We start from the raw sequence: 19176 nt of genomic DNA on the forward strand, positions 1-19176 counted from the left end.
TTCGTCACTCGCCCATCTCGGCGATCGCACGCAGCGCCAGCTCGTACGACCGCATGCCGAACCCCGCGATCGTCCCGGTGGCCACCGCCGCCACGACCGAGGTGTGGCGGAACTCCTCCCGCGCGTTCGGGTTGGAGATGTGCACCTCCACCAGCGGCGCCGTACGCTGCGCGATCGCGTCGCGCAGGGCGTAGGAGTAGTGCGTGAACGCGGCGGGGTTGAGCACCACCGGGGTCTTGCTGTCGGCGGCCTCGTGGATCCAGCCGACCAGCTCGGCCTCGTCGTCGGTCTGCCTGACCTCGACCGACAGGCCCAGCTCGCGGCCGGCGTCGCGGCACAGGGCCGACAGGTCCTCGAAGGTCTGCGCGCCGTAGACGTCGGGCTCCCGGCTGCCGAGGCGTCCCAGGTTGGGGCCGTTCAGGACGAGCACCGGCCTCATCGGGCCACCTCCTGGTACGCCGCCTCCAGGAGCTCCTCGGAGGGGTTCTCCAGGCGGGCCGGCCTCGCGACGTCGTCGAGCACGACGAACCGCAGCACGGCTCCCCTGGCCTTCTTGTCCACCCGCATGTGCTCGCGCAGGCGCGGCCAGGCCCCGGCCCGGTAGGTGGTGGGCAGCCCGACCGACTCCAGGATGGAGCGCGTCCGGTCCACGAGGTCGCGGCCGACCCGGCCGTCGAGCCGGGACAGCTCGGCGGCGTAGACGAGCCCGATGGCCACCGCCTCGCCATGCCTGATGTGGTAGTCCTCGACCCGCTCGATGGCGTGGGCGAGGGTGTGGCCGTAGTTGAGGATCTCCCGCAGGCCGCTCTCCCGCAGATCGGCGCCCACGACGTCGGCCTTCACCCGGATCTTGCGCTCGACCAGCTCCCGGGTGTGCTCGCCCTCGGGGGTGCGGGCGCCGGCGGGATCGTCCTCTATGAGCAGCAGGATCGTCGGATCGGCGATGAACCCGCCCTTGATGATCTCCGCGAGTCCCGCGACGTAGTCGTCGCGCGGCACGCTCGTCAGCGTGGCGAGGTCGCACAGCACGCCCTTGGGCGGGTGGAAGGACCCGACCAGGTTCTTGCCCTCGGGGGTGTTGATGCCGGTCTTGCCGCCGACGGCCGCGTCGACCATCGCCAGCAGCGTGGTCGGCACCTGGACGACCTGCACCCCGCGCAGCCACGTCGCCGCCGCGAACCCGGCCAGGTCGGTGGTCGCTCCCCCGCCGACTCCGACGACCGCGTCGGACCGGGTGATGCCGTAACGGCCGAAGGCCGACCACAGCTCGGCCGCGACGTGCACCGTCTTGGCCTCCTCGCCGTCCGGCACGGGCAGCGAGAGGACCTCCAGCCCGGCGGTCTCCAGCGCCTCGCGAACGGGCCGGGCGATCTCCGGCAGCCCGGCGGGGTGGATGACGGCGACCGTGCGGACCTTCGGGTCGAGCAGGCCCGGCAGCTCCGGCAGCACTCCGGCGCCGACCACGACGTCGTAGGGGCTCTCACCGCCGACGGTGATGCGGGTCGCGGTCACAGCGCCCCCTCGATCTCGGCCACGACGTCCTCCGGCTCGCGGTCGTCGGTCTTCACGACGACCGCCGCGAGCCGCTCGTAGATCGGGCGGCGCTCCTCCATCAGCGTCCGCAGGCGGCTGCGGGGGTTCAGCACGAGCAGCGGCCGGGCCGAGGCGAGGCCGACCCGCCTGACCGCCTGGTCGAGCCCGACCTGGAGGTAGACGACCCGGTGGCCGGCCAGCAGCTCCTGGGTGGCCTCGTGCAGGATCGCGCCGCCCCCGAGCGCGAGTACCCCGGGGTGATCGGCCAGCGCGGACCGCACGGCCTCCGCCTCCAGCTCGCGGAACCGCTCCTCGCCGTCCTCCACGAACACGTCGCTGACGGTCTTGCCCGCGGCGGCCTCGACGTCGGCGTCGGTGTCGCGGAACGGCAGGCCGAGACGGTCCGCGAGGAGCCGACCGACCGTTGACTTGCCCGAACCTGGCGGGCCGATGAGGACCGCGGCCGGGCCGTTGGACGCCGATTGCATGATCACTGACCTTATTACTTGATCACCAGGGAGGACAGGTAGCCCGCCAGGTTGCGCGCCACCTCTTCGACGGAGTCGCCGCCGAACTTCTCGACCGCCGCGTCCGCGAGCACCAGCGCGACCATGGCCTCGGCCACGATCCCGGCGGCCGGGACGGCGCACACGTCCGAGCGCTCGTGGTGGGCCTTGGCCGCCTCGCCGGTCAGCACGTCGACCGTGGCGAGCGCCCGGGGCACCGTGGAGATCGGCTTCATCGCCGCGCTGACCCGCAACGGCTCGCCGTTGGTCATGCCGCCCTCGACGCCGCCGGCCCGGTTGGTGATCCGGCGGACGCCCTCGGCGGTGTTCTCGATCTCGTCGTGGGCCCGGGACCCGGGGCGGCGGGCGGTCTCGAAGCCGTCGCCGACCGCGACGCCCTTGATCGCCTGGATGCCCATCAGCGCGGCGGCGAGACGGGCGTCGAGGCGCCGGTCCCAGTGCGTGTAGCTGCCGAGGCCCGGCGGCAGGCCGTAGGCGACGACCTCGACCACCCCGCCGAGGGTGTCGCCGTCCTTGTGCGCCTTGTCGATCTCGGCGATCATCGCGGCGCTCCCGTCCGGGTCGAGGCAGCGCACCGGGTCGGCGTCCACCGCCTCCAGGTCGGCCGGGCCGGGGATCACTTCGCGGCGCGTGACGGCCTCGCCGATCGAGACCACGTGGCTGACGATGTCGACGCCGAGAGCCTGCTTGAGGAAGGAACGGGCGACCTGGCCCAGCGCCACGCGGGCGGCCGTCTCACGCGCGCTGGCCCGGTCGAGCACCGGCCGCGCGTCGTCGAAGCCGTACTTCTGCATGCCCGCGAGGTCGGCGTGGCCGGGACGGGGCCGGGACCGCGGCGCGTTGCGCGCCTGACCCTCCAGGACGGCCGGGTCCACCGGGTCGGCGGCCATCACGGTCTCCCACTTCGGCCATTCGGTGTTGCCGATGCGGATGGCGACGGGCGATCCGAGCGTGCGGCCGTGCCGTACGCCTCCGGAGATCGTCACCACGTCCTGCTCGAACTTCATCCGTGCCCCGCGGCCGTATCCGAGACGGCGGCGGCGCAGCGCCTCGTCGAGGTCGGCGGTGGTCACCGACACTCCGGCGGGGAGGCCTTCCAGGATCGCGAGAAGCTCGGGGCCGTGTGACTCCCCGGCGGTCAACCAGCGCAGCATGACGCCCAGTCTTCCATGTGCGCCCGACTGCGGCGTCACCCCGACACCCGTGTGCGCATCCCCGCACATCAGGCCAGGCCCACCCGGCCCGGTACGTCGTTCACAGTTGATCGGGCCGGACTCGTCAGAGACCGCGCGCCGGGCACGGCTCGTCATGCCCCGTTCGTGAGACACAGCGCGACCAGCGCGCCCGCGAGCATGAACGGGCCGAACGGGAACTCGGTCGTCCGGGTGGCCCTGCGCGCCAGGAGCAGTCCCACGGCGTACAGCGCGCCGAGCACCTGCCCGGCCATCCCGGCGACGATCACGGACTGCGTGCCGAGCGCGCCGGTCAGCAGGCCGATCAGCCCGGCCAGCTTGACGTCGCCGAGCCCGAGACCGGCCGGGCGGATGAACCACAGCACGGCGTAGACGGCCCCGAGCGCGCACCCCGACGCCAGGGCCGGCAGCAGGCGGCCCGACGGCGCGAGCAGGACCACCAGGATCGGGTACGACGGCAGCGTGATCGCGTCGGGCAGCCGCCAGGTCCTCCGGTCGATCTCCGCGAGCGCGGCGCCGGCCACCACGGCGTACGACCAGGCGGCCAGGACCCAGCCGTCGTGGACCCGCCAGACGGCCAGCGCCGCGGCCAGCGCGGTCACGGCTTCGAGCAGGTACGGCGGGCGGGGCAGCGGCGCCGCGCGCACCGCCGACGCGAACGCGCGAACCGCCTCGGCCCTGTGGCCGCCCGGCTCCACCCCGCCCCGCGTGCCCTCCTGCGATTCATCCCGCGCCTCGGAGTGCGGGCCTGGCTCCGCCTCGGCCGGGCGACCGCCCGGCTCCACCCCGCCCCGCGCCTCGGGCTGCGTGTCGAATCCCGTGGCGAACGCCCGGGCGTACGCGCCCGCGACAAGGCCGAGGACGGCGGCGACGACGATGACGGGGAGGGACACGCGGCCGACCCTAACGCCCGTGCGCCGGACCCGCATGGTCCGAGCACGGCCCTGTGGACGGCCGCCCTCCTGTGGAGAACCAGAGAGGCGACCAGGCGCGGCGGGTGAGACCCGCACCGCGGAGTCAGGCGCGGCGGCGGTTCCACCAGCGGCGGCGGGGCGCGTCCTCTTCGGCGCCGAACCGGGCGACCGTCGCGTCCGGCACCTCCCTGGTGAGGCGGTCGACGGCGCCGGCGTCGCGCCTCGCCTCCTCCACCGTCGCGAGAGCGTGCAGCATGCCGCCCTCGATCACGAAGGGGACCGGCCCGGCCACGTCCACGACCACGGCGGCGGCGTTCTCGTGGCGTGCGGCCTGGCACACCTGGGGGGCGGTCGCCTGCACCGGCCGGGCGTCCGCCCGCCACCGGCGCATCGGCTCGGCGCCGGTGAAGGCGAGCACCGCCTCACGGCCGTCCTTACCCACCAGTTTGGGGAGGGCCATCTCGCTCTCCTTCTCCTGGCGCAGGCCGTGCTCGCCGACCTCCGACTCGGTCAGCATCGCGACCACGGGCACCAGCAGCCGGGTCCCGGCGAGCGCCGCCAGGACGTCGGCGGCGGTCGCCGTACCGGCCTCGAACGCCGACAGCGCCGCCGCCACGGCCGCGTCGGCGCCGCCCTCGTCGTCGGGGCGCAGGGGCTGCGGAATCGATGGCACGTCTCCCGACCCTACCTTTCGGGCCGGGCCGCGGATGTCAGCCCAGGTCCGCGATGGCGATGACCGGGCCCCCGCCGGACGGCCCCTGGTGGACGGCCGCCACGGAGACGAACACGGCCGGGTCTCCGGTCACGCTCGCCGCCACCCCGCCGACCGTCGCCTTGATCTGGCGGTGCCAGTGGACGTCGGAGTCGTCGAGCATGATGTTGCGCCGCCCGCGGACGCGGCCGGACGGGTCGGCCTCGCACTTGATGAACAGGTTGACCAGCCGGCCGCCGAGGTCGTCCGTACGGGGGCGCTCGGGCAGGTCGATCCCGGCGTTCGCGACGGCCTCCCAGATGCCGTCGCTGTCCAGGGCGTCCCGCATCACCGAGTGGCCGGCCCGGTAGCGCCCGCCGATCCCGCGCACGTTGCCCACCACGACGATCTGGGCCCGGTCGAGCTCCACGCCGCTGGAGCACGAGGCCACCGACGAGTAGAGCGACAGGTCCTTGTGGATCTGCTCGGCCGACGGCATCGGGATCTCCCCGAGCGCGACCGCGATGCCGAGCGCCGTGGTCGAGTTGGAGATGTCCATCGACTTGAGCGTGTCCTCGGTGACGACCGTCTGCCCGCGCTCCTTCGCGTCGGTGATCGTGGACAGCGTGAGCAGCGGGGTCTTGGTCTGCACGTAGTGGACGTCGGCGGGGTCGTCGATCCCGGCGAGCTTCATGGCCTCCCGCACCCCGGCGGCGACCTTCTCGACCATCGCGGGCCTGCCGATGTCCTCCGGGAGGATCACCTCGCTCATCGCCACGCCGACGCTCACCCTGGGCTCGTCGGTGCGTACGGCCTTCGCGGGGTCGATCGTCGCGAAGACGGTCGCGTGCGGGCTGAGCACGCCGTCGGTGCCGCCGGACCACACCAGCGGCACCTGCGCGATCTCCTCCGGCGTACGGGTGCCCTTCGTGGCGAGCACCTCGCGGAAGGCGCGGTCGGCGAGGATCCGCGTGTAGTCGTTGACCCCGCCGTTGCCCTCGGTCTTGCCGACGACCGCCAGCACCCGGTCCGCTTCGATCACGCCGTCGTCGATCAGCTTCGCGAGCCCGGAGGCGTCGGTGACGCTCTCGATGGGGACCTTCCGTACCTCGATCGGATCCGGCACTATCCCTCCACCCCTCTGGACACCCTGGTCCCGATATTTCCTGACAACGCCGCCCCGATGTGGTGCAGCGAGGTGATCACCGCCCGGTTGCCGCTCTCCTCGGCGAAGCGCAGGGCGGCCTCGACCTTGGGGCCCATGCTGCCCCCGGCGAAGTGACCGGCCGCCTGCAACGCGCGCAGCGCGGCGACGTCGACGTCCCCGATCGGACGGGCCCGGGGTGTGCCGAAGTCCACCGAGGCGTACGGCACGTCCGTCGCGATCACGAGATCGGTGGCGCCGACGGCGACGGCGAGCGCGGCGGCGGCGAGGTCCTTGTCGACCACCGCCTCGATCCCGGTCAGCACGCCGTCCGGCCGGCGTACGACCGGCACTCCGCCTCCCCCGGCGGCGACGACCGTGAACCCGGTCCCGATCAGCGCGACGGCCGCGGCGGCGTCCAGGATCTCCACCGGCCGGGGCGAGGCGACCACCCGCCGCCAGCCGCGTTCGAAGCGCCGCCAGACCTGGCCCTGCCCCTCGAACCGGCGCGCCTCGTCCTCCTCGAAGTAGCGACCGATCGGCTTGACCGGGTCCCGGAACGCCGGGTCGTCCGCGTCCACCAGTGTGCGGGTGACGACGGCCGCGACCCGCGCGTGCCCCAGCTCCCGCTGCAGGGCGTTCATGATGAGCGTGCCGATCGTGCCCTGCGTCTGCGCCACGCACCAGTCGAGCGGCACGGGCGGCACGACGCCCGCGCTGAGCTGGTTCTTCAGCAGGATGTTGCCGACCTGGGGGCCGTTTCCGTGGGTCAGCACCACCTCGTGCCCGGCCCGGATGAGCGCCGCCACGTGGGTCATCGCCTCGGCCACCGCCCGGTGCTGGTCCGCCGGTGACGCGCTCCCGTCCGGAGCCGTCATGGCGTTGCCGCCGAGTGCGATCAGTACGCGTCCGCCCACATCCGGAAACTATCCAGCCCCACACAGGCCTTCATTGGCGAGTTCCGCCCACCCCTGCCGCATCCATGAGCAGATTTCACCAAGCCCGGCACCGAGCTGCGGGATCGGTTCCCGTCCCGGCGGCCTCTGCCAGAATGCTCACCACTGCCCCCCTTTCAACGGAGATCCGTATGTCGACGCCTCAGGTGCGGCCCGGGCTCACCCACGAACGCGTCGGCGTCTTCGCCGACGCGATCTTCGCGATCGCCATCACGCTGCTCGCCCTGGAACTCCCCCGCCCGGAGGGCGAGGACTTCCAGCGGCTGAGCGCCTTCTTCGGCGACCACTTCGGCTCCTTCATGGCCTTCGCCATCGCCTTCCTGATGCTCTGGTTCGCGTGGCGGGCCCATCACACGCTGTTCGACCAGATCGAGCGGGTGTCCCAGTCGATGCTCCTGCTGCACATTCCGCTGCTGTTCTTCGTGGCCTTCCTGCCGTACACGACGTCGCTGTTCGGCGAGGCCAACGCCGGTCACTTCCCGGAGGACGGCAGGGCCCTGGCGACCGGCCTGTTCGCCGGCAGCGAGGCCGTCCTGCTGCTCGCCCAGGGCGCGCTGTTCACTCTGGTGCTGACGCAGCGGCTGCACCGGCCGGAGGCCGACCTGCCCCGCCTGCGCGCCAACGCCGGGGTCTACTGGGCGATCGGGATCTACTGGCTGCTGACGGCCGTGGCGTCCGCCTGGGTGGTCAGCGCGGTGCCCTTCCTGTGGCTGGGGACCTCTCTCGTCGCCTACGGCACGGTCCGCGTGCTCAGGAGGCGGTGAAGCCGCGCAACACGTCCGCGATCTCGTCGACCTCGGTGAGCTTGCCCGAGGCCACCGCGATCACGAACTCGTACGCGGCGTCGTCATCCTGCGGATCGATCTCCAGCCCGTTCTTCGCGCAGAAGACGTACATCGTGAGCCACCCCGCCAAAACGACTGGGCGAACCGCCAGCCGCTCATTGCGCGAGCCGATCGAGCAGGGGCCTCCACCGGCGCGCCCCTTCCATCGCCGGCCGCTCGACCTCATCATCGTCACCCTCATGGTCATGTCGGGCGAGATACTCCTCCACCGCGGCAGCGACGACTCGGTCTGATCTGTCTATACGCCCGCGTGAGGAGGTCGAGGAGGTGGTGGTCATGGCTTACGGGCTGCCTACACTGGACGTCGTGACGGCCTCTGTGCCACTTCGCGGTCCCGCGGCGGCAATCGCCTACCTGTTGGCGTCCGCGCGGACCAGTGGCATACGGATCAATCACACAAAACTCACCACCCTCCTGTATCTGAGCGACCTCCGCGCCGTTGAGAAAGGGCTCCCTCCGGGCTCCGGTGCGGAATGGCGGTGGCACCCACGTGGCCTGCGCAGCCTTCGCCTCGCCGAGGTCGAGCGTGACCTGTGTGAGGCGGGCGTCATTTCGGCCGAGGACAGCATCGACCCTTTCGCCAGCCATCGTGAGTGCGTCATCCACCTCATGGACTCCCCTCAGATGGTCATCGACGAGGAGTTCGCCGAGCTCGTCGACGACGTCCTCGGGGCGTATGGGCGCTGGTCGGCTACCCAACTGCGTGATCTCACGCATCAGACTCCCCCGATGCAGGAGGCCGGCAAGCAGCACAGGCCCGGGGTGCGGATAGACCTCGCCGGCGGTCCGCCACTTCCCGACCTGGGCTCTGGCCTTGCCCGCCTGCGCCGGTGGGTGGAGGACAATCCCCTTCCGGACGACGAGCCAGGGGGCACCGACGACCTGATGCAGGAGATCGGGCACTTCACTGAACTCCGGGCAGAGGCGACCCGGAAACTCCTGGAGGAGTAGTGCCGGGTCCCTATGTGGCCGGCGGTGTCTACTTCGCCAGCGACAAGGAAGTGCGCCTCATTCCGGAGGAGGATCGCGTCGTCCACGACGAACGTCGTCCCGTGGTCGTGGTCACGGGCGTGGAGTCCAACGGAGATCCCGACTGGCAGTTCGTCCTTGTGTGCCCAATATCTGGCTCTACGTCGCGCCGTACCCGCTTTGATGTCCAGCTCGGCAAAGGACAGGGCGGTGTCATCAAGAAGTGCTGGATCCGCATCCCCGCAGTACAGCCACTCATGAAATCGGCCTTGGAGGACAGGACCGGCACCCTGGACGAAGACCTGCTGACGCAGGTTCAGGGGCGTCTCGCCCAGTACCTCGGCCTCCTGAACTGACGAGACGCCTTCAGGAGAGACGGCGGAGGCGGGTGACGGCCTCGTCGATGACCTCGTCGCGCTTGCAGAAGGCGAAGCGCAGGAAGTGGCGGCCACGGTCCGGGTGGTCGTAGAAGACCTGGGTGGGGATCGCTACGACTCCCGCCAGTTCGGGCAGCCGCCGGGCGAGGTCGAGCCCGTCGGTGAAGCCGAGCGGCCGGATGTCGGTCTGCACGAAATAGGTGCCGGCCGGCCGGAGCACGTCGAAGCCGGCCTCCGCCAGGCCCGTCATGAGGCGGTCCCGTTTGGCCTGCAGGGCCGCCCGCTGGGCCGCGACCCACTCCATCTCCTCCTGCAGGGCGTACGCGACCGCGGCCTGCCAGGGGGCGTTCGCGGTGTAGGTGAGGAACTGCTTGACCGCCTGCACGGCGCCCGCGAGCGGCGCCGGAGCGCACACCCAGCCGGTCTTCCAGCCGGTGACGCTGAAGGTCTTGCCCGCCGAAGAGATCATGATCGTGCGCTCGCGCATGCCGGGCAGCGTGGCCAGCGGCACGTGCTCGACAGCGTCGAAGGCGAGGTGCTCGTAGACCTCGTCGGTCACCGCGATCAGGTCGTGCTCGCGGCACACGCGGGCGACGCACTCCAGTTCCTCCCGGGTGAACACGGTCCCGGTCGGGTTGTGCGGCGAGTTCACCAGGATCGCGCGGGTGCGGGGCGTGATCGCGGCCTCCAGCTCGGCCGGGTCGAAGGTGAACCGCCCCGCGTCGACACGCAGCGTGACCGCCCTGCGCACGGCTCCCGCTAGCGCGACGGCCGCGGCGTAGGAGTCGTAGTAGGGCTCGAAGACGACCACCTCGTCGCCCGGTTCGCAGAGCGCGAGGATCGCCGCGGCGATGGCCTCGGTGGCGCCGACGGTGACGAGGACCTCCCCGTCGGGATCGTAGGCGAGGCCGTACCACTGCTTGCGATGCTCCGCGACCGCCTGGCGCAACTCGGGGAGGCCCGGTCCGGGCGGATACTGGTTGAGACCGCTCCGCACGGCCTCGACCGCGCGCTCCAGCATGCGCTCCGGCCCGTCGGTGTCCGGGAAGCCCTGGCCCAGGTTGATCGAGCCCGTCTCCACGGCCAGCTTCGTCATCGTGGCGAAGACGGTCGTGCCGAACTCCCGCATCCGCCGCACCAGAGGCTCACTCACAGCGCCACTCTATCCGCCCGATCCCAAAACAGCGACACGGGCCCATTAGGCAACACATGTCACAATAAGGCCGATAAGGACCACTACCGCCATAAAACCCTCATACAATCAGCATATATATTTAGGTCGACAATCACGGGCGAAACGCCACGCCGAATAGAGTTAGAGAAGTGTCAGACAAAGAAAGGGTCGGAGTCCGGGGCTGGAACCCCATGTCCGCTGTTAGAATCGCGTGGTTTCGGTCCCGACCGCATGGACGGCTCCGCGAGGGGGATATCTGTAGTGTGCCACCTGCGGCCGCGGGACTCGCGACAACTCATCCTTTTCCCACAGTTAGGTGTCACTATGCCGAACGAACCAAGAATTCAAACCTCGGTCGTGGACTCATCGGGCCAGTCCCTCGAGGAGCTGCCGGACGGCTATCGGCCCGGAGTGAGCAACCTGTCTTTCAATTCGGCGATCGGATAGCGAAACCGCCCAATGCAGCCGCCCATCGCGCCGTTCCGGCAGTTCGTAGTGAAGGTCGCGAGCCGATGCGACCTCGCCTGCGACCACTGCTATGTGTATGAGCACGCCGACACCAGTTGGCGGGGACGGCCGGTGGTGATGTCCGACGAAACTGCCATCCGGGTGGCGAATCGGATTGCGGAACATGCCGACGAGCACCGCCTGGAAGCCGTACACGTCGTCTTCCATGGAGGCGAACCCCTCCTCGCCGGAATCGGGCGGCTGCGCCGGTTCGCCCGCGCGCTTCGCCGCGCGGCCGAGAGTGTCTGCGACCTCGACCTCCACATCCACACCAACGGCGTCCTCCTCTCACGCGCCTTCTGCGACATGTTCACGGACGAGGGCGTCAGGGTCGGCGTCTCGATCGACGGAGACAGGCCGGCCAACGATCTCCACCGCCGGTACGCCAACGGCCGCAGCAGCTATGACCAGGCCATCCGGGCGGTCACCCTGCTGCGGGACGACTACCCGCATCTTTACGCCGGTCTGCTGTGCACCGTCGACATCCGCAACGATCCCGTCGCGGTCTACGAGGCGCTCGTCGAACTGCGCCCTCCGCGCGTCGATTTCCTGCTTCCGCACGCCAACTGGGACCACCCGCCACTGCGGCCCGCCGGCCGGGACACCGCGTACGCGGAATGGCTGATCACCGTGCACGACCGATGGCGGGCGGACGGCAGACCGACGCAGGTCCGGATGTTCGACTCGATCATCCTCAGCGCTCTGGGCGGGGAGAGCCAGAGTGAATCCCTCGGAACGCGGCCATCGGATCTGGTGGTCGTGGAAACCGACGGCACCTATGAACAGGCCGACTCTCTCAAGACGGCCTACGACGGCGCCCCGGCGACCGGACTCGACGCCTCCCGGCACTCGCTGAGCGAGGCCGCGCGGCATCCTGGCTTCGCCGCGCGGCAGAGCGGGCTCGCCTCACTGGCCGAGGCCTGCCGGCGTTGCCCGCTTGTCACCAGTTGCGGCGGCGGTCTCTACGCCCATCGCCACCGGACCGGCTCCGGTTTCGCCAACCCCTCCGTCTACTGCGCGGACCTGTTCCGGTTGATCTCCCATCTGACCGCCTCGGAGCGGCGGAGCCCCGCGGCTCCGGTACACGAACTGCCGGTCGCCACGCTGGACGCCCTGGCCTCGGGGAGGCCCACGGCGGCCGACATCGCTCATCTGAGCGCTCCGCAGCTCAGCAGAGCCCGGCAGGCGATGCGCCGGGCAGCGGCGGTCATCGCCGATCGCCGGTCCTGGTCGATCCTCGTGGACGCCGAGCGGACGGATCGCCCCGCGGTTGACGACCTGCTGAGCCATCCCTACGTCCACGCCTGGGCGGCCCGCTGCGCGGCCGCAGGCCCCGCGCTCGATCCCGCCGACGCCGGTCACCTCGCGGCCGTCGCCGCGGTCGCCGCCGTACGGACCGGACTGGCGGTGAAGGTCGCGGTGCCGGCCGCCGGGACCTTCGTCCATCTGCCCGGGCTCGGGCGGATGCGCACGGGCGGGCAGGAGCACGCGGAGGTGGAGGTCCACGACGGGTCGTTCGCGGTGCGGGTGGACGGCCGGTGGCTGTCGGAGGACAGTCCGCTCTGGGAACCGGTCCGCCTGATCGAGGCCGCCGGGCTCCGCCTGCTTCTGGACGATGTGGACCCGTACCGGGACTGTCACGGCCCGGCCGTCGAGGACCGGCTCACCGATGAGGCCGCCGCCGTCTGGAGCGAGGCCACCGGTGCGGCGCTCGCCTCCCTGCCCGGAGACCGGCGGGCCGCCATGCGCACGGCTCTGCGCGTCCTGACGCCCCTGGCGGACGCGACGGCGGGCGCGTCCAGCCGCGCGGCGTACGGCGCCCTCGCTCTTCCGCTGGGCACCGACCCGGGCACGGCCGCCCGGCTGCTCGTGGAGCACTTCCACCGGGCCCAGCTCGGCGCGCTGCTCGACCTGCTCGACCTCACCGGCGGCGACGCCGACCGGGAGCGGCTGCTGACCGACGCGTACGGGCTCCTCGCCGTCGCGGACTCCCTGACTCAGGCGGAACAGGACCGGCTGACCTCTGCGATCGGGCGGATCGCCGATGCAGCGCTCCCGGCGCCCGGGCAGCGGTTCGCCGCACGGCTCGCCGGCGCGGCCGCCGACCGGACCGCTCAGGTCGCCTCCGGACGGAGATAGCGCGATGGTGGGCGTCCGGCTTTCCCTGTCCGCGTTCCTCGCCCACCTCAGCCTGACGACGGCCGGTTTCCTCGCCTGCCGGCGGCCGGCTCCGTCAGGCACAGGGTCAGGCACGGGGGAGAACGGCGTGCTCGGGCGGGCCACCCTGGCGGAGGCCCTGCGCCTGCTGGGGCTTCGGCGCGGGCAGATCGTTCTGGTCCACGCCTCGCTGCGCAGTGTGGGCGAGATCGCCGGAGGCGTCGCCACGCTCTACGACGCGCTGCGCGATGTGCTCGGCCGCAGGGGAACGCTCGTCGTGCCGGCCTACACGCCCGGCAACTCCGACACCTCCAAATCCTTTCACCGGGCGACCCGGCACATGACGCCCCAGGAGAAAGAGGCCTACCGCGACCAGATACCCGCCTTCGACCCGGACAAGAGTTCCTCGATCGAGTGCGGGGTGCTGTCGGAGTATGTGCGGACACGGAGGAGGGCGGTGCGCAGCGGCCATCCGCAGACGTCGTTCGCCGCCGTCGGACCCGCCGCCCGCGGGATCACGGCGGGGCACCGGCACGACAACCATCTGGGCGAGCGATCCCCTCTGCGCGAGCTTGAGCTCAGGGGCGCGATGGTGCTGCTCCTCGGCGTGAGCTACGACAGGTGCACCGCTTTCCATCTTGCCGAATACCGGTACACGCCAAAGCCTCCGACAGCCGTGTACGGGTGCGCGATGAAGGTCGACGGGCGGCGCACCTGGATTAGTTACGAGGATGTGGTGCTGGACGACAGCGACTTCGGCGAGTGCGGCGCGGCAATGGAGTTGACCGAAAAGGTCAACCTGGGCCGGGTCGGAAATGCCGACGGCAGGCTCTTCCCCCTTCCCGCGGCCGTGGCCTTCGCCCAGAACTGGTTCGCCGAAAGGCGCGGACGTACCGGGGAATAACACGGAATTCCTCTCGGCACCGGGGCCGCGGCCTATAGTGGAGGAACCGGCGACGTCGAGGAGGTGCGGTGGCCGGCACCTCGGATACTCAAGGCCATCTGCCCTATTTCTTCCTCAGCTACGCGCGCACGCCCCGCACCCACCCCGACGACGAGAACCCCAACCTCGCGGTGGAAAAGCTCTACAAGGACCTGCGCCGGGAGATTCTGGAGCACACGTTTCTGCCCGCGAGTGCCGCGGGCTTCATGGACATGGACATGGCTCCGGGCGTCGAGTGGGAGAACCGCCTGGCCACGGAGCTGGCCACCTGCCGGGTCTTCCTTCCCCTCTACTCACGGCGTTACTTCCAGAGTGAGCAGTGCGGCAAAGAATGGGCCGCCTTCGACCTGCGCAGGCGGCTGCATCTGGACGGGCGCAGGCACATTCCGGAAGTGATCGTTCCCGCGTTCTGGGTGCCGGTTCCGGACTTCGAACTTCCGGATATGGCCAGATCCATTCAATTCACCCATCCAGATCTCGGAGCGCACTATCTGGAACGCGGCCTCTACGGCCTGATGAAGATCAGCAGATACCGCGACCATTATCGGTCCGCCGTTCACGCGCTGGCGCGGCGCGTCATCGAGGTGGCCGAGGGAGTTCGGCTCCCGCCGATGGCGCCCTGCGACTACGGCAGCATAAAGAGCGCCTTCACCCGCGACGAGGAACGCCGTTTCCTGATAGCCGTCCTCGCGCACACGACGGCCACTCGCACGGCGCCCCGGGACGCGCGGTTCTACGGATCCTCTCCGTGCGACTGGAACCCCTACCAGCCCGAGGATCCGCGCCCCGTGGCACGGATCGCCGCCGACGTCGTACGGCGCCTGGGCTTCGAGCCCGACATCGGCACCTTCCATCACCACCGCGACGAACTGCTGGGCGCCGGGGCGCCCAACTGCCCCGCGATCGTGCTGCTGGACGTGTGGACGGTGCTCGACCCGCAGTACCGCCCCTTGCTCGAGGCGTTCGACCAGGCCGAAAGGCCCTGGGTGGGCGTGGTCGTCCCGTGGAGCGGCACCGACGCGCAGACCGGCCAGAACGCCCCGGCGCTGCGCGCCGCCCTGCGCGCCCTGCTGCCGGCGAAGCTGGCGCAGGGCCGGCCGGCCGCGCGCCGGGCGGTGAGCGACACCTCCACCGTGGCCGGCTTCGAGACGGCGCTGAGGCCGGTGGTGGAGGCCTCGGGCAACTCCTACCTGCGGCACGGACGGGTGTTCCCGCCGCAGGTGCCCGGCAGCGACCGCCCGCGACTGTGGCCGCTCACACCGGACGACCCCGGGCCCGACGACCCGCCAGGAAGGAAGGGGAGGCAATGAGCGATTTCCGGAACGGGCACATCATCACCTTCTACTCCTACAAGGGAGGGACGGGCAGGACGATGGCGCTGGCCAACACGGCCTGGATCCTCGCCTCCAACGGCCACCGCGTACTGGTGGTGGACTGGGACCTGGAGTCTCCCGGCCTGCACAAGTTCTTCCGGCCCTTCCTGGACGGGGGGATGATCAGCGGTACGGCCGGCGTGATCGACCTGATCAAGGATTTCGCCTGGGCCGCGACCCGTCCCGACCCGCGTCCCGCCGACTGGCACACCCGGTACGCCAGCGTGGGGCGGCACGTCGTGTCGGTCGAGTGGCCCCACTTCCCCGACGGCGGCTCCCTCGACTTCCTCCCCGCCGGGCGGCAGAACCGCGACTACTCCTCGCTGGTGTCCACCTTCGACTGGGACAACTTCTACGAGCGGCTCGGCGGCGGGCAGTTCCTCGACGCGCTGCGGGTGGACATGCGACGCGGCTACGACTACGTGCTCATCGACAGCCGCACCGGCCTGAGCGACATCGCCGACATCTGCACGGTCCACTTCCCCGACACAGTGGTGACCTGCTTCACGCTCAGCGACCAGAGCATCGAGGGGGCCGCCCGGGTCGCCGGGGAGATCGCCGAACGCTTCCCGGACCGCGACATCAGGATCCTGCCGATCCCCATGCGGGTGGACGACGCGGAGAAGGAGAAGCTCGACGCGGGCCGGGCGTTCGCCCGGAGCCAGTTCGAGGGGTTCCCCAGCGGCGTCGCCCACGAGCACGCCGGCAACTACTGGGGCGCCGTGGAGATCCCCTACAAGCCGTTCTACGCCTACGAGGAGACCCTGGCGACCTTCGGCGACGCACCCGGCTCCCCCGGCTCGCTGCTGGCCGCCTACGAGCGGCTCACGGGCGTCATCACCGGGGGCCGTGTCTCGTCACTCCCCCCGTTGGACGAGGACCTCAGGCTGAGCTGCCGGGAGCGGTTCGTGCGCCGCCGGCCGTCGCTGTCGAACGAGGTCGCCCTGAGCTACGTCCCGGAGGACCGGCTGTGGGCGGAGTGGATCGCCGCCGTGCTGACCCAGGCGGGCATTCGGGTCCGTACGCAGGTGGGCGACCGGGACGGCGACGGCCAGGGACGCGCCCCTGACCCGACCGTACGCACGGTCGCGCTGATGTCCCCGGCGTACCTGCGCTCGAGCCGGGCGAGGGATGCCTGGCACGCCGCCGAGGGCCCCGCCGCGCTGTCCCTCGGCCTTCTCCCCGTCCGGGTGTCGGACGTGCGGGTCCCGCCGTCGTACGCCGACCCGCCCGCGCTGGACCTGTTCCGGCTCGACGAGCAGCACGCGGCCGGCGCGCTGCTGCGCGCGCTCGACCGCCCGGCGGGGGCCGAGACCGGCACGCAGGGGGGCACGCCGCGGTATCCCGGCATCCAGCCGGCCATCCTGAACCTGCCGACGAGGAACGCCGCCTTCACGGGCCGGGGCGAGGTCCTGGAGAGGCTGCGGGACCAGCTCGTCGGCGGCAGCCAGGCGGTGGTGACCCAGGTGCAGGAGGGCCGCACCCAGGCCCTGTTCGGGCTGGGCGGCGTCGGCAAGACGCAACTGGCGATCGAGTACGCCCACCGTTTCATGAGCGACTACGACGTCGTGTGGTGGGTGTCCGCCGAGCAGCCGGAACTGCTGAACGGCTCGATGGCCGATCTGGCCGACCGGCTCGGCATCAGGACCGGCGACAACCTGGCGGAGGCGGCGCTGGCGGCGAAGGACGCGCTGCGCCGCGGCGAGCCGTACGCCCGCTGGCTGCTGATCTTCGACAACGCCAACAACGCGGAGGACGTGCAGACCTACCTCCCGGGCGGGTCGGGTCATGTGCTGATCACGTCGCGGAGCCAGACCTGGTCCCTGATCGCCAAGCCGCTGGAGATCGACGTCTTCACCCGCGAGGAGAGCCTGGAGCACCTGCGGCGCCGGGTGGCCGATCTCAGCGACGACGACGCCGACCGGGTGGCCGCCGCGCTGGGCGACCTGCCCCTCGCCATCGAGCAGGCCGGAGCCTGGCTGCAGGAGACCGGCATGAGCGTCGACGAGTACGTCGACAAGCTCTTCAAGCAGCCCGTCAGGACGCTCGCGCTGGGCGACTCCCCGACCTACCCGACCCCGGTCGCCGCCACCTGGAACGTCTCCTTCCAGCGGCTGCGGGAGAAGTCGCCCGCTGCGGTCCGCCTGCTCCAGCTGCTGGCCTTCTTCGCCGCCGAACCGGTGTCGCTGTCCATGCTCTACGGCGACGAGACCGTGCGCTGCCTGGTCCCGTACGACGACTCGCTGCGTGAGAAGATCATGATCGGGCGGCTGGTGCGCGAGCTGAACAGGTTCGCCCTCGCCAAGGTCGACCAGCGCAACAACTCGGTGCAGGTGCACCGGCTCGTGCAGGCCGTGCTGAGCGACCAGATGGACGCCGACGAGCGCGAGCGGACCGTGCACGAGGTGCACCGCATCCTCCTCGGCGCCCGACCGCGCGAGGGCGACACCGACGACCCCGGCAACTGGCCGCGGTACGACGAGATCTGGCCGCACCTCGCCCCGTCCAACGCGGAGGACTGCGACGAGGAGCAGACCCGGCAGCTGCTGATCGACCGCGTGCGGTACCTGTGGCGGCGGGGCGAGTTCGACCGGGCGCTCGACCTCGGCCGCCGCCTGGAGGCCCTCTGGATCAGGAAGCTCGGCGACTACGACCGGCAGACGCTCTACCTGCGGTTCCACATGGGCAACGTGCTGCGCTCCCAGGGCAGGTACCGGGAGTCGTGCGAGCTCAACCGGGCCGTTCTGGACGACCAGCGCCGCGTCCTCTCCGACCCGCACCCCCACACGCTGCAGACGGCCGGGAGCCTCGCCGCGGACCTGCGCGCCCTGGGCGAGCTGACCGAGTCGCTGCGGATGGAGCAGGAGACCTACGAGCGCACCAAGGAGCTCTTCTTCGACGACCATCCGCGCGTCCTCATGGCGGCCAACAACCTGGCCGTCGCCCTGCGGCACGTCGGGGACTTCACCGCCGCGCGCCAGCTCGACCAGGAGACCGCGGACAAACGCCGTGAGGTGCTCGGCCCGGCCCATCCCTTCACGCTCCTGTCCGAGACGAACCTGGGCCTCGACATGCGCGAAGGCGGCGAGTTCGCGAAGTCGGCGGACCTGCTGCGCGAGACGCTGAACACCTACGCCGAGGTGCCGGGCCCCGACCTGCCGGACACGCTGCACACGGCCCGCAGCCTCGCCATATCCCTGCGCGAGGCCGGGCGCCTGGCGGAGGCGCGGCAGCTCATCGAGGCGACCTACGAGCGCTATCTCCAGCGCTTCGGCCCCCACTCCCCCGACACCGTCGCCTGCAAGCTGAACCTCGCCTGCGACCTCATGGCGGCGGGCGAGAGGCGAGGGGCGCTCGAACTCGCCTCGGAGGTGCGGGCGAGCTACCAGGACACGCTGGGCGCGGACAACCCGTACACGCTGATCGCGGCCAACAACATCACCGTGTACCTCAGGCATCTGGGCGATTCGGCCGAGAGCCGTGCGCTGGGCGTCCGGACGCTGCGGTCGCTGCGGCGCAAGGTCGGGCCCGACCACCCCTTCTCGCTCGCCTGCGCCGTCAACGTCGCCAACACCCTGGGAGAACTGCAGGAGTACGCCGAGGCGGAGAAGCTGCAGCGGGACACCCTCGACCGGCTGCGCGCGGTTCTCGGCCCCTATCACCCCACGACGCTGATCTGCGAGGCCGACCTGGCCGTGACGCTCCGCGACCTCAGGCGGACCGACGAGGCGCGGGTGCTGCGCGAGCCCCTGCTCGTCCAGCTCCGCCGGATCCTCGGGGAGACGCATCCGGTCATCGAGGCGGTCCTGGAGTGGCGCCGCGTCGACCGGGAGCTGGAACCCCTCCCCTGGTGACCGGGCCCGGCCGCTCCGC

At 71.2% G+C, this 19176-nt stretch carries 17 protein-coding genes; 7 read left to right on the forward strand and 10 right to left on the reverse strand.

The genetic code is table 11. The features are described from left to right. Positions 1–4: 4 nt before the first annotated feature. The 8 genes from aroQ to HHX37_RS07080 all read right to left on the reverse strand — a co-directional run bounded on the left by aroQ (position 5) and on the right by HHX37_RS07080 (position 6919). On the reverse strand, positions 5–439 hold the full coding sequence (aroQ, locus tag HHX37_RS07045) for a type II 3-dehydroquinate dehydratase (protein ID WP_117409488.1): 435 nt from the start codon (positions 437–439) through the stop codon (positions 5–7). Continuing rightward, positions 436–1512, reverse strand: a complete 1077-nt coding sequence (gene aroB, locus HHX37_RS07050) for a 3-dehydroquinate synthase (RefSeq protein WP_182884878.1) — start codon at positions 1510–1512, stop codon at positions 436–438. The genes aroQ and aroB overlap by 4 nt, the downstream gene beginning before the upstream one ends. Beyond that, the gene (locus HHX37_RS07055; RefSeq protein ID WP_117409525.1) at positions 1509–2021 is read right to left on the reverse strand and encodes a shikimate kinase; all 513 of its coding nucleotides are present in this window, start codon (positions 2019–2021) and stop codon (positions 1509–1511) included. The genes aroB and HHX37_RS07055 overlap by 4 nt, the downstream gene beginning before the upstream one ends. A 14-nt stretch (positions 2022–2035) precedes the next feature. Then, positions 2036–3214 carry a chorismate synthase gene (aroC, locus tag HHX37_RS07060; protein ID WP_220502644.1) on the reverse strand — a complete coding sequence of 393 codons (1179 nt, stop codon included), beginning with the start codon at positions 3212–3214 and terminating at the stop codon, positions 2036–2038. A gap of 152 nt (positions 3215–3366) precedes the next feature. Continuing rightward, positions 3367–4146 (reverse strand): prepilin peptidase, encoded by a 780-nt coding sequence (locus tag HHX37_RS07065; protein WP_182884879.1) that lies wholly within the window; start codon positions 4144–4146, stop codon positions 3367–3369. A gap of 124 nt (positions 4147–4270) precedes the next feature. Beyond that, positions 4271–4840: an SseB family protein gene (locus tag HHX37_RS07070; RefSeq protein ID WP_182884880.1), complete on the reverse strand. Its 570-nt coding sequence runs from the start codon at positions 4838–4840 to the stop codon at positions 4271–4273. A gap of 37 nt (positions 4841–4877) precedes the next feature. Continuing rightward, positions 4878–5984 carry a ring-opening amidohydrolase gene (locus HHX37_RS07075; protein WP_182884881.1) on the reverse strand — a complete coding sequence of 369 codons (1107 nt, stop codon included), beginning with the start codon at positions 5982–5984 and terminating at the stop codon, positions 4878–4880. Beyond that, on the reverse strand, positions 5984–6919 hold the full coding sequence (locus tag HHX37_RS07080) for a carbamate kinase (RefSeq protein ID WP_310740288.1): 936 nt from the start codon (positions 6917–6919) through the stop codon (positions 5984–5986). The genes HHX37_RS07075 and HHX37_RS07080 overlap by 1 nt, the downstream gene beginning before the upstream one ends. Positions 6920–7089: 170 nt before the next feature. Here HHX37_RS07080 and HHX37_RS07085 point away from each other — a divergent pair, with 170 nt between their 5' ends. Then, on the forward strand, positions 7090–7722 hold the full coding sequence (locus HHX37_RS07085) for a TMEM175 family protein (protein WP_182880107.1): 633 nt from the start codon (positions 7090–7092) through the stop codon (positions 7720–7722). On the opposite strand, the gene HHX37_RS07090 is transcribed toward HHX37_RS07085, so the two are convergent. Continuing rightward, entirely contained in the window at positions 7709–7855 is a 147-nt protein-coding gene (locus HHX37_RS07090; RefSeq protein ID WP_182880106.1) for a hypothetical protein, read from the reverse strand. The genes HHX37_RS07085 and HHX37_RS07090 overlap by 14 nt on opposite strands. Before the next feature lie 224 nt (positions 7856–8079). Here HHX37_RS07090 and HHX37_RS07095 point away from each other — a divergent pair, with 224 nt between their 5' ends. Beyond that, complete coding sequence (locus HHX37_RS07095; RefSeq protein ID WP_182884882.1) at positions 8080–8754, forward strand: hypothetical protein; 675 nt, start codon at positions 8080–8082, stop codon at positions 8752–8754. Further along, positions 8754–9128 carry a type II toxin-antitoxin system PemK/MazF family toxin gene (locus HHX37_RS07100; RefSeq protein WP_182884883.1) on the forward strand — a complete coding sequence of 125 codons (375 nt, stop codon included), beginning with the start codon at positions 8754–8756 and terminating at the stop codon, positions 9126–9128. The genes HHX37_RS07095 and HHX37_RS07100 overlap by 1 nt, the downstream gene beginning before the upstream one ends. 10 nt (positions 9129–9138) lie before the next feature. Here the strand turns inward: HHX37_RS07100 and HHX37_RS07105 are convergent, their stop codons facing one another. Further along, positions 9139–10302, reverse strand: coding sequence for a pyridoxal phosphate-dependent aminotransferase (locus HHX37_RS07105; protein ID WP_182880103.1), 1164 nt, complete (start codon positions 10300–10302; stop codon positions 9139–9141). A gap of 480 nt (positions 10303–10782) precedes the next feature. Here HHX37_RS07105 and HHX37_RS07110 point away from each other — a divergent pair, with 480 nt between their 5' ends. From HHX37_RS07110 to fxsT, 4 genes are all read left to right on the forward strand, one after another. After that, on the forward strand, positions 10783–12969 hold the full coding sequence (locus tag HHX37_RS07110) for an FxsB family cyclophane-forming radical SAM/SPASM peptide maturase (RefSeq protein ID WP_182884884.1): 2187 nt from the start codon (positions 10783–10785) through the stop codon (positions 12967–12969). A 127-nt stretch (positions 12970–13096) separates the two neighbouring features. After that, positions 13097–13891, forward strand: a complete 795-nt coding sequence (locus tag HHX37_RS07115; RefSeq protein WP_310740289.1) for an AAC(3) family N-acetyltransferase — start codon at positions 13097–13099, stop codon at positions 13889–13891. 68 nt (positions 13892–13959) lie between these two features. Further along, entirely contained in the window at positions 13960–15240 is a 1281-nt protein-coding gene (locus HHX37_RS07120; RefSeq protein ID WP_182884886.1) for a TIR-like protein FxsC, read from the forward strand. Further along, entirely contained in the window at positions 15237–19157 is a 3921-nt protein-coding gene (gene fxsT, locus HHX37_RS07125) for an FxSxx-COOH system tetratricopeptide repeat protein (RefSeq protein ID WP_182884887.1), read from the forward strand. Before HHX37_RS07120 ends, fxsT begins: the two co-directional genes overlap by 4 nt. The last annotated feature ends 19 nt before the right edge of the window (positions 19158–19176 follow it).

The organism is Microbispora sp. H10885 (assembly GCF_014161415.1).
In the GTDB taxonomy this organism is placed as follows: Bacteria; Actinomycetota; Actinomycetes; order Streptosporangiales; family Streptosporangiaceae; genus Microbispora; species Microbispora triticiradicis.

Excerpts from the sequence above, each read along its gene's own strand:
- HHX37_RS07095 (WP_182884882.1), top strand. The coding sequence starts at position 8,080 with ATGGCTTACGGGCTGCCTACACTGGACGTCGTGACGGCCTCTGTGCCA.
- HHX37_RS07110 (WP_182884884.1), top strand. The coding sequence starts at position 10,783 with ATGCAGCCGCCCATCGCGCCGTTCCGGCAGTTCGTAGTGAAGGTCGCG.
- fxsT (WP_182884887.1), top strand. The coding sequence starts at position 15,237 with ATGAGCGATTTCCGGAACGGGCACATCATCACCTTCTACTCCTACAAG.
- HHX37_RS07090 (WP_182880106.1), bottom strand. The coding sequence starts at position 7,855 with ATGTACGTCTTCTGCGCGAAGAACGGGCTGGAGATCGATCCGCAGGAT.
- HHX37_RS07085 (WP_182880107.1), top strand. The coding sequence starts at position 7,090 with ATGTCGACGCCTCAGGTGCGGCCCGGGCTCACCCACGAACGCGTCGGC.
- HHX37_RS07055 (WP_117409525.1), bottom strand. The coding sequence starts at position 2,021 with ATGCAATCGGCGTCCAACGGCCCGGCCGCGGTCCTCATCGGCCCGCCA.
- aroQ (WP_117409488.1), bottom strand. The coding sequence starts at position 439 with ATGAGGCCGGTGCTCGTCCTGAACGGCCCCAACCTGGGACGCCTCGGC.
- aroC (WP_220502644.1), bottom strand. The coding sequence starts at position 3,214 with ATGCTGCGCTGGTTGACCGCCGGGGAGTCACACGGCCCCGAGCTTCTC.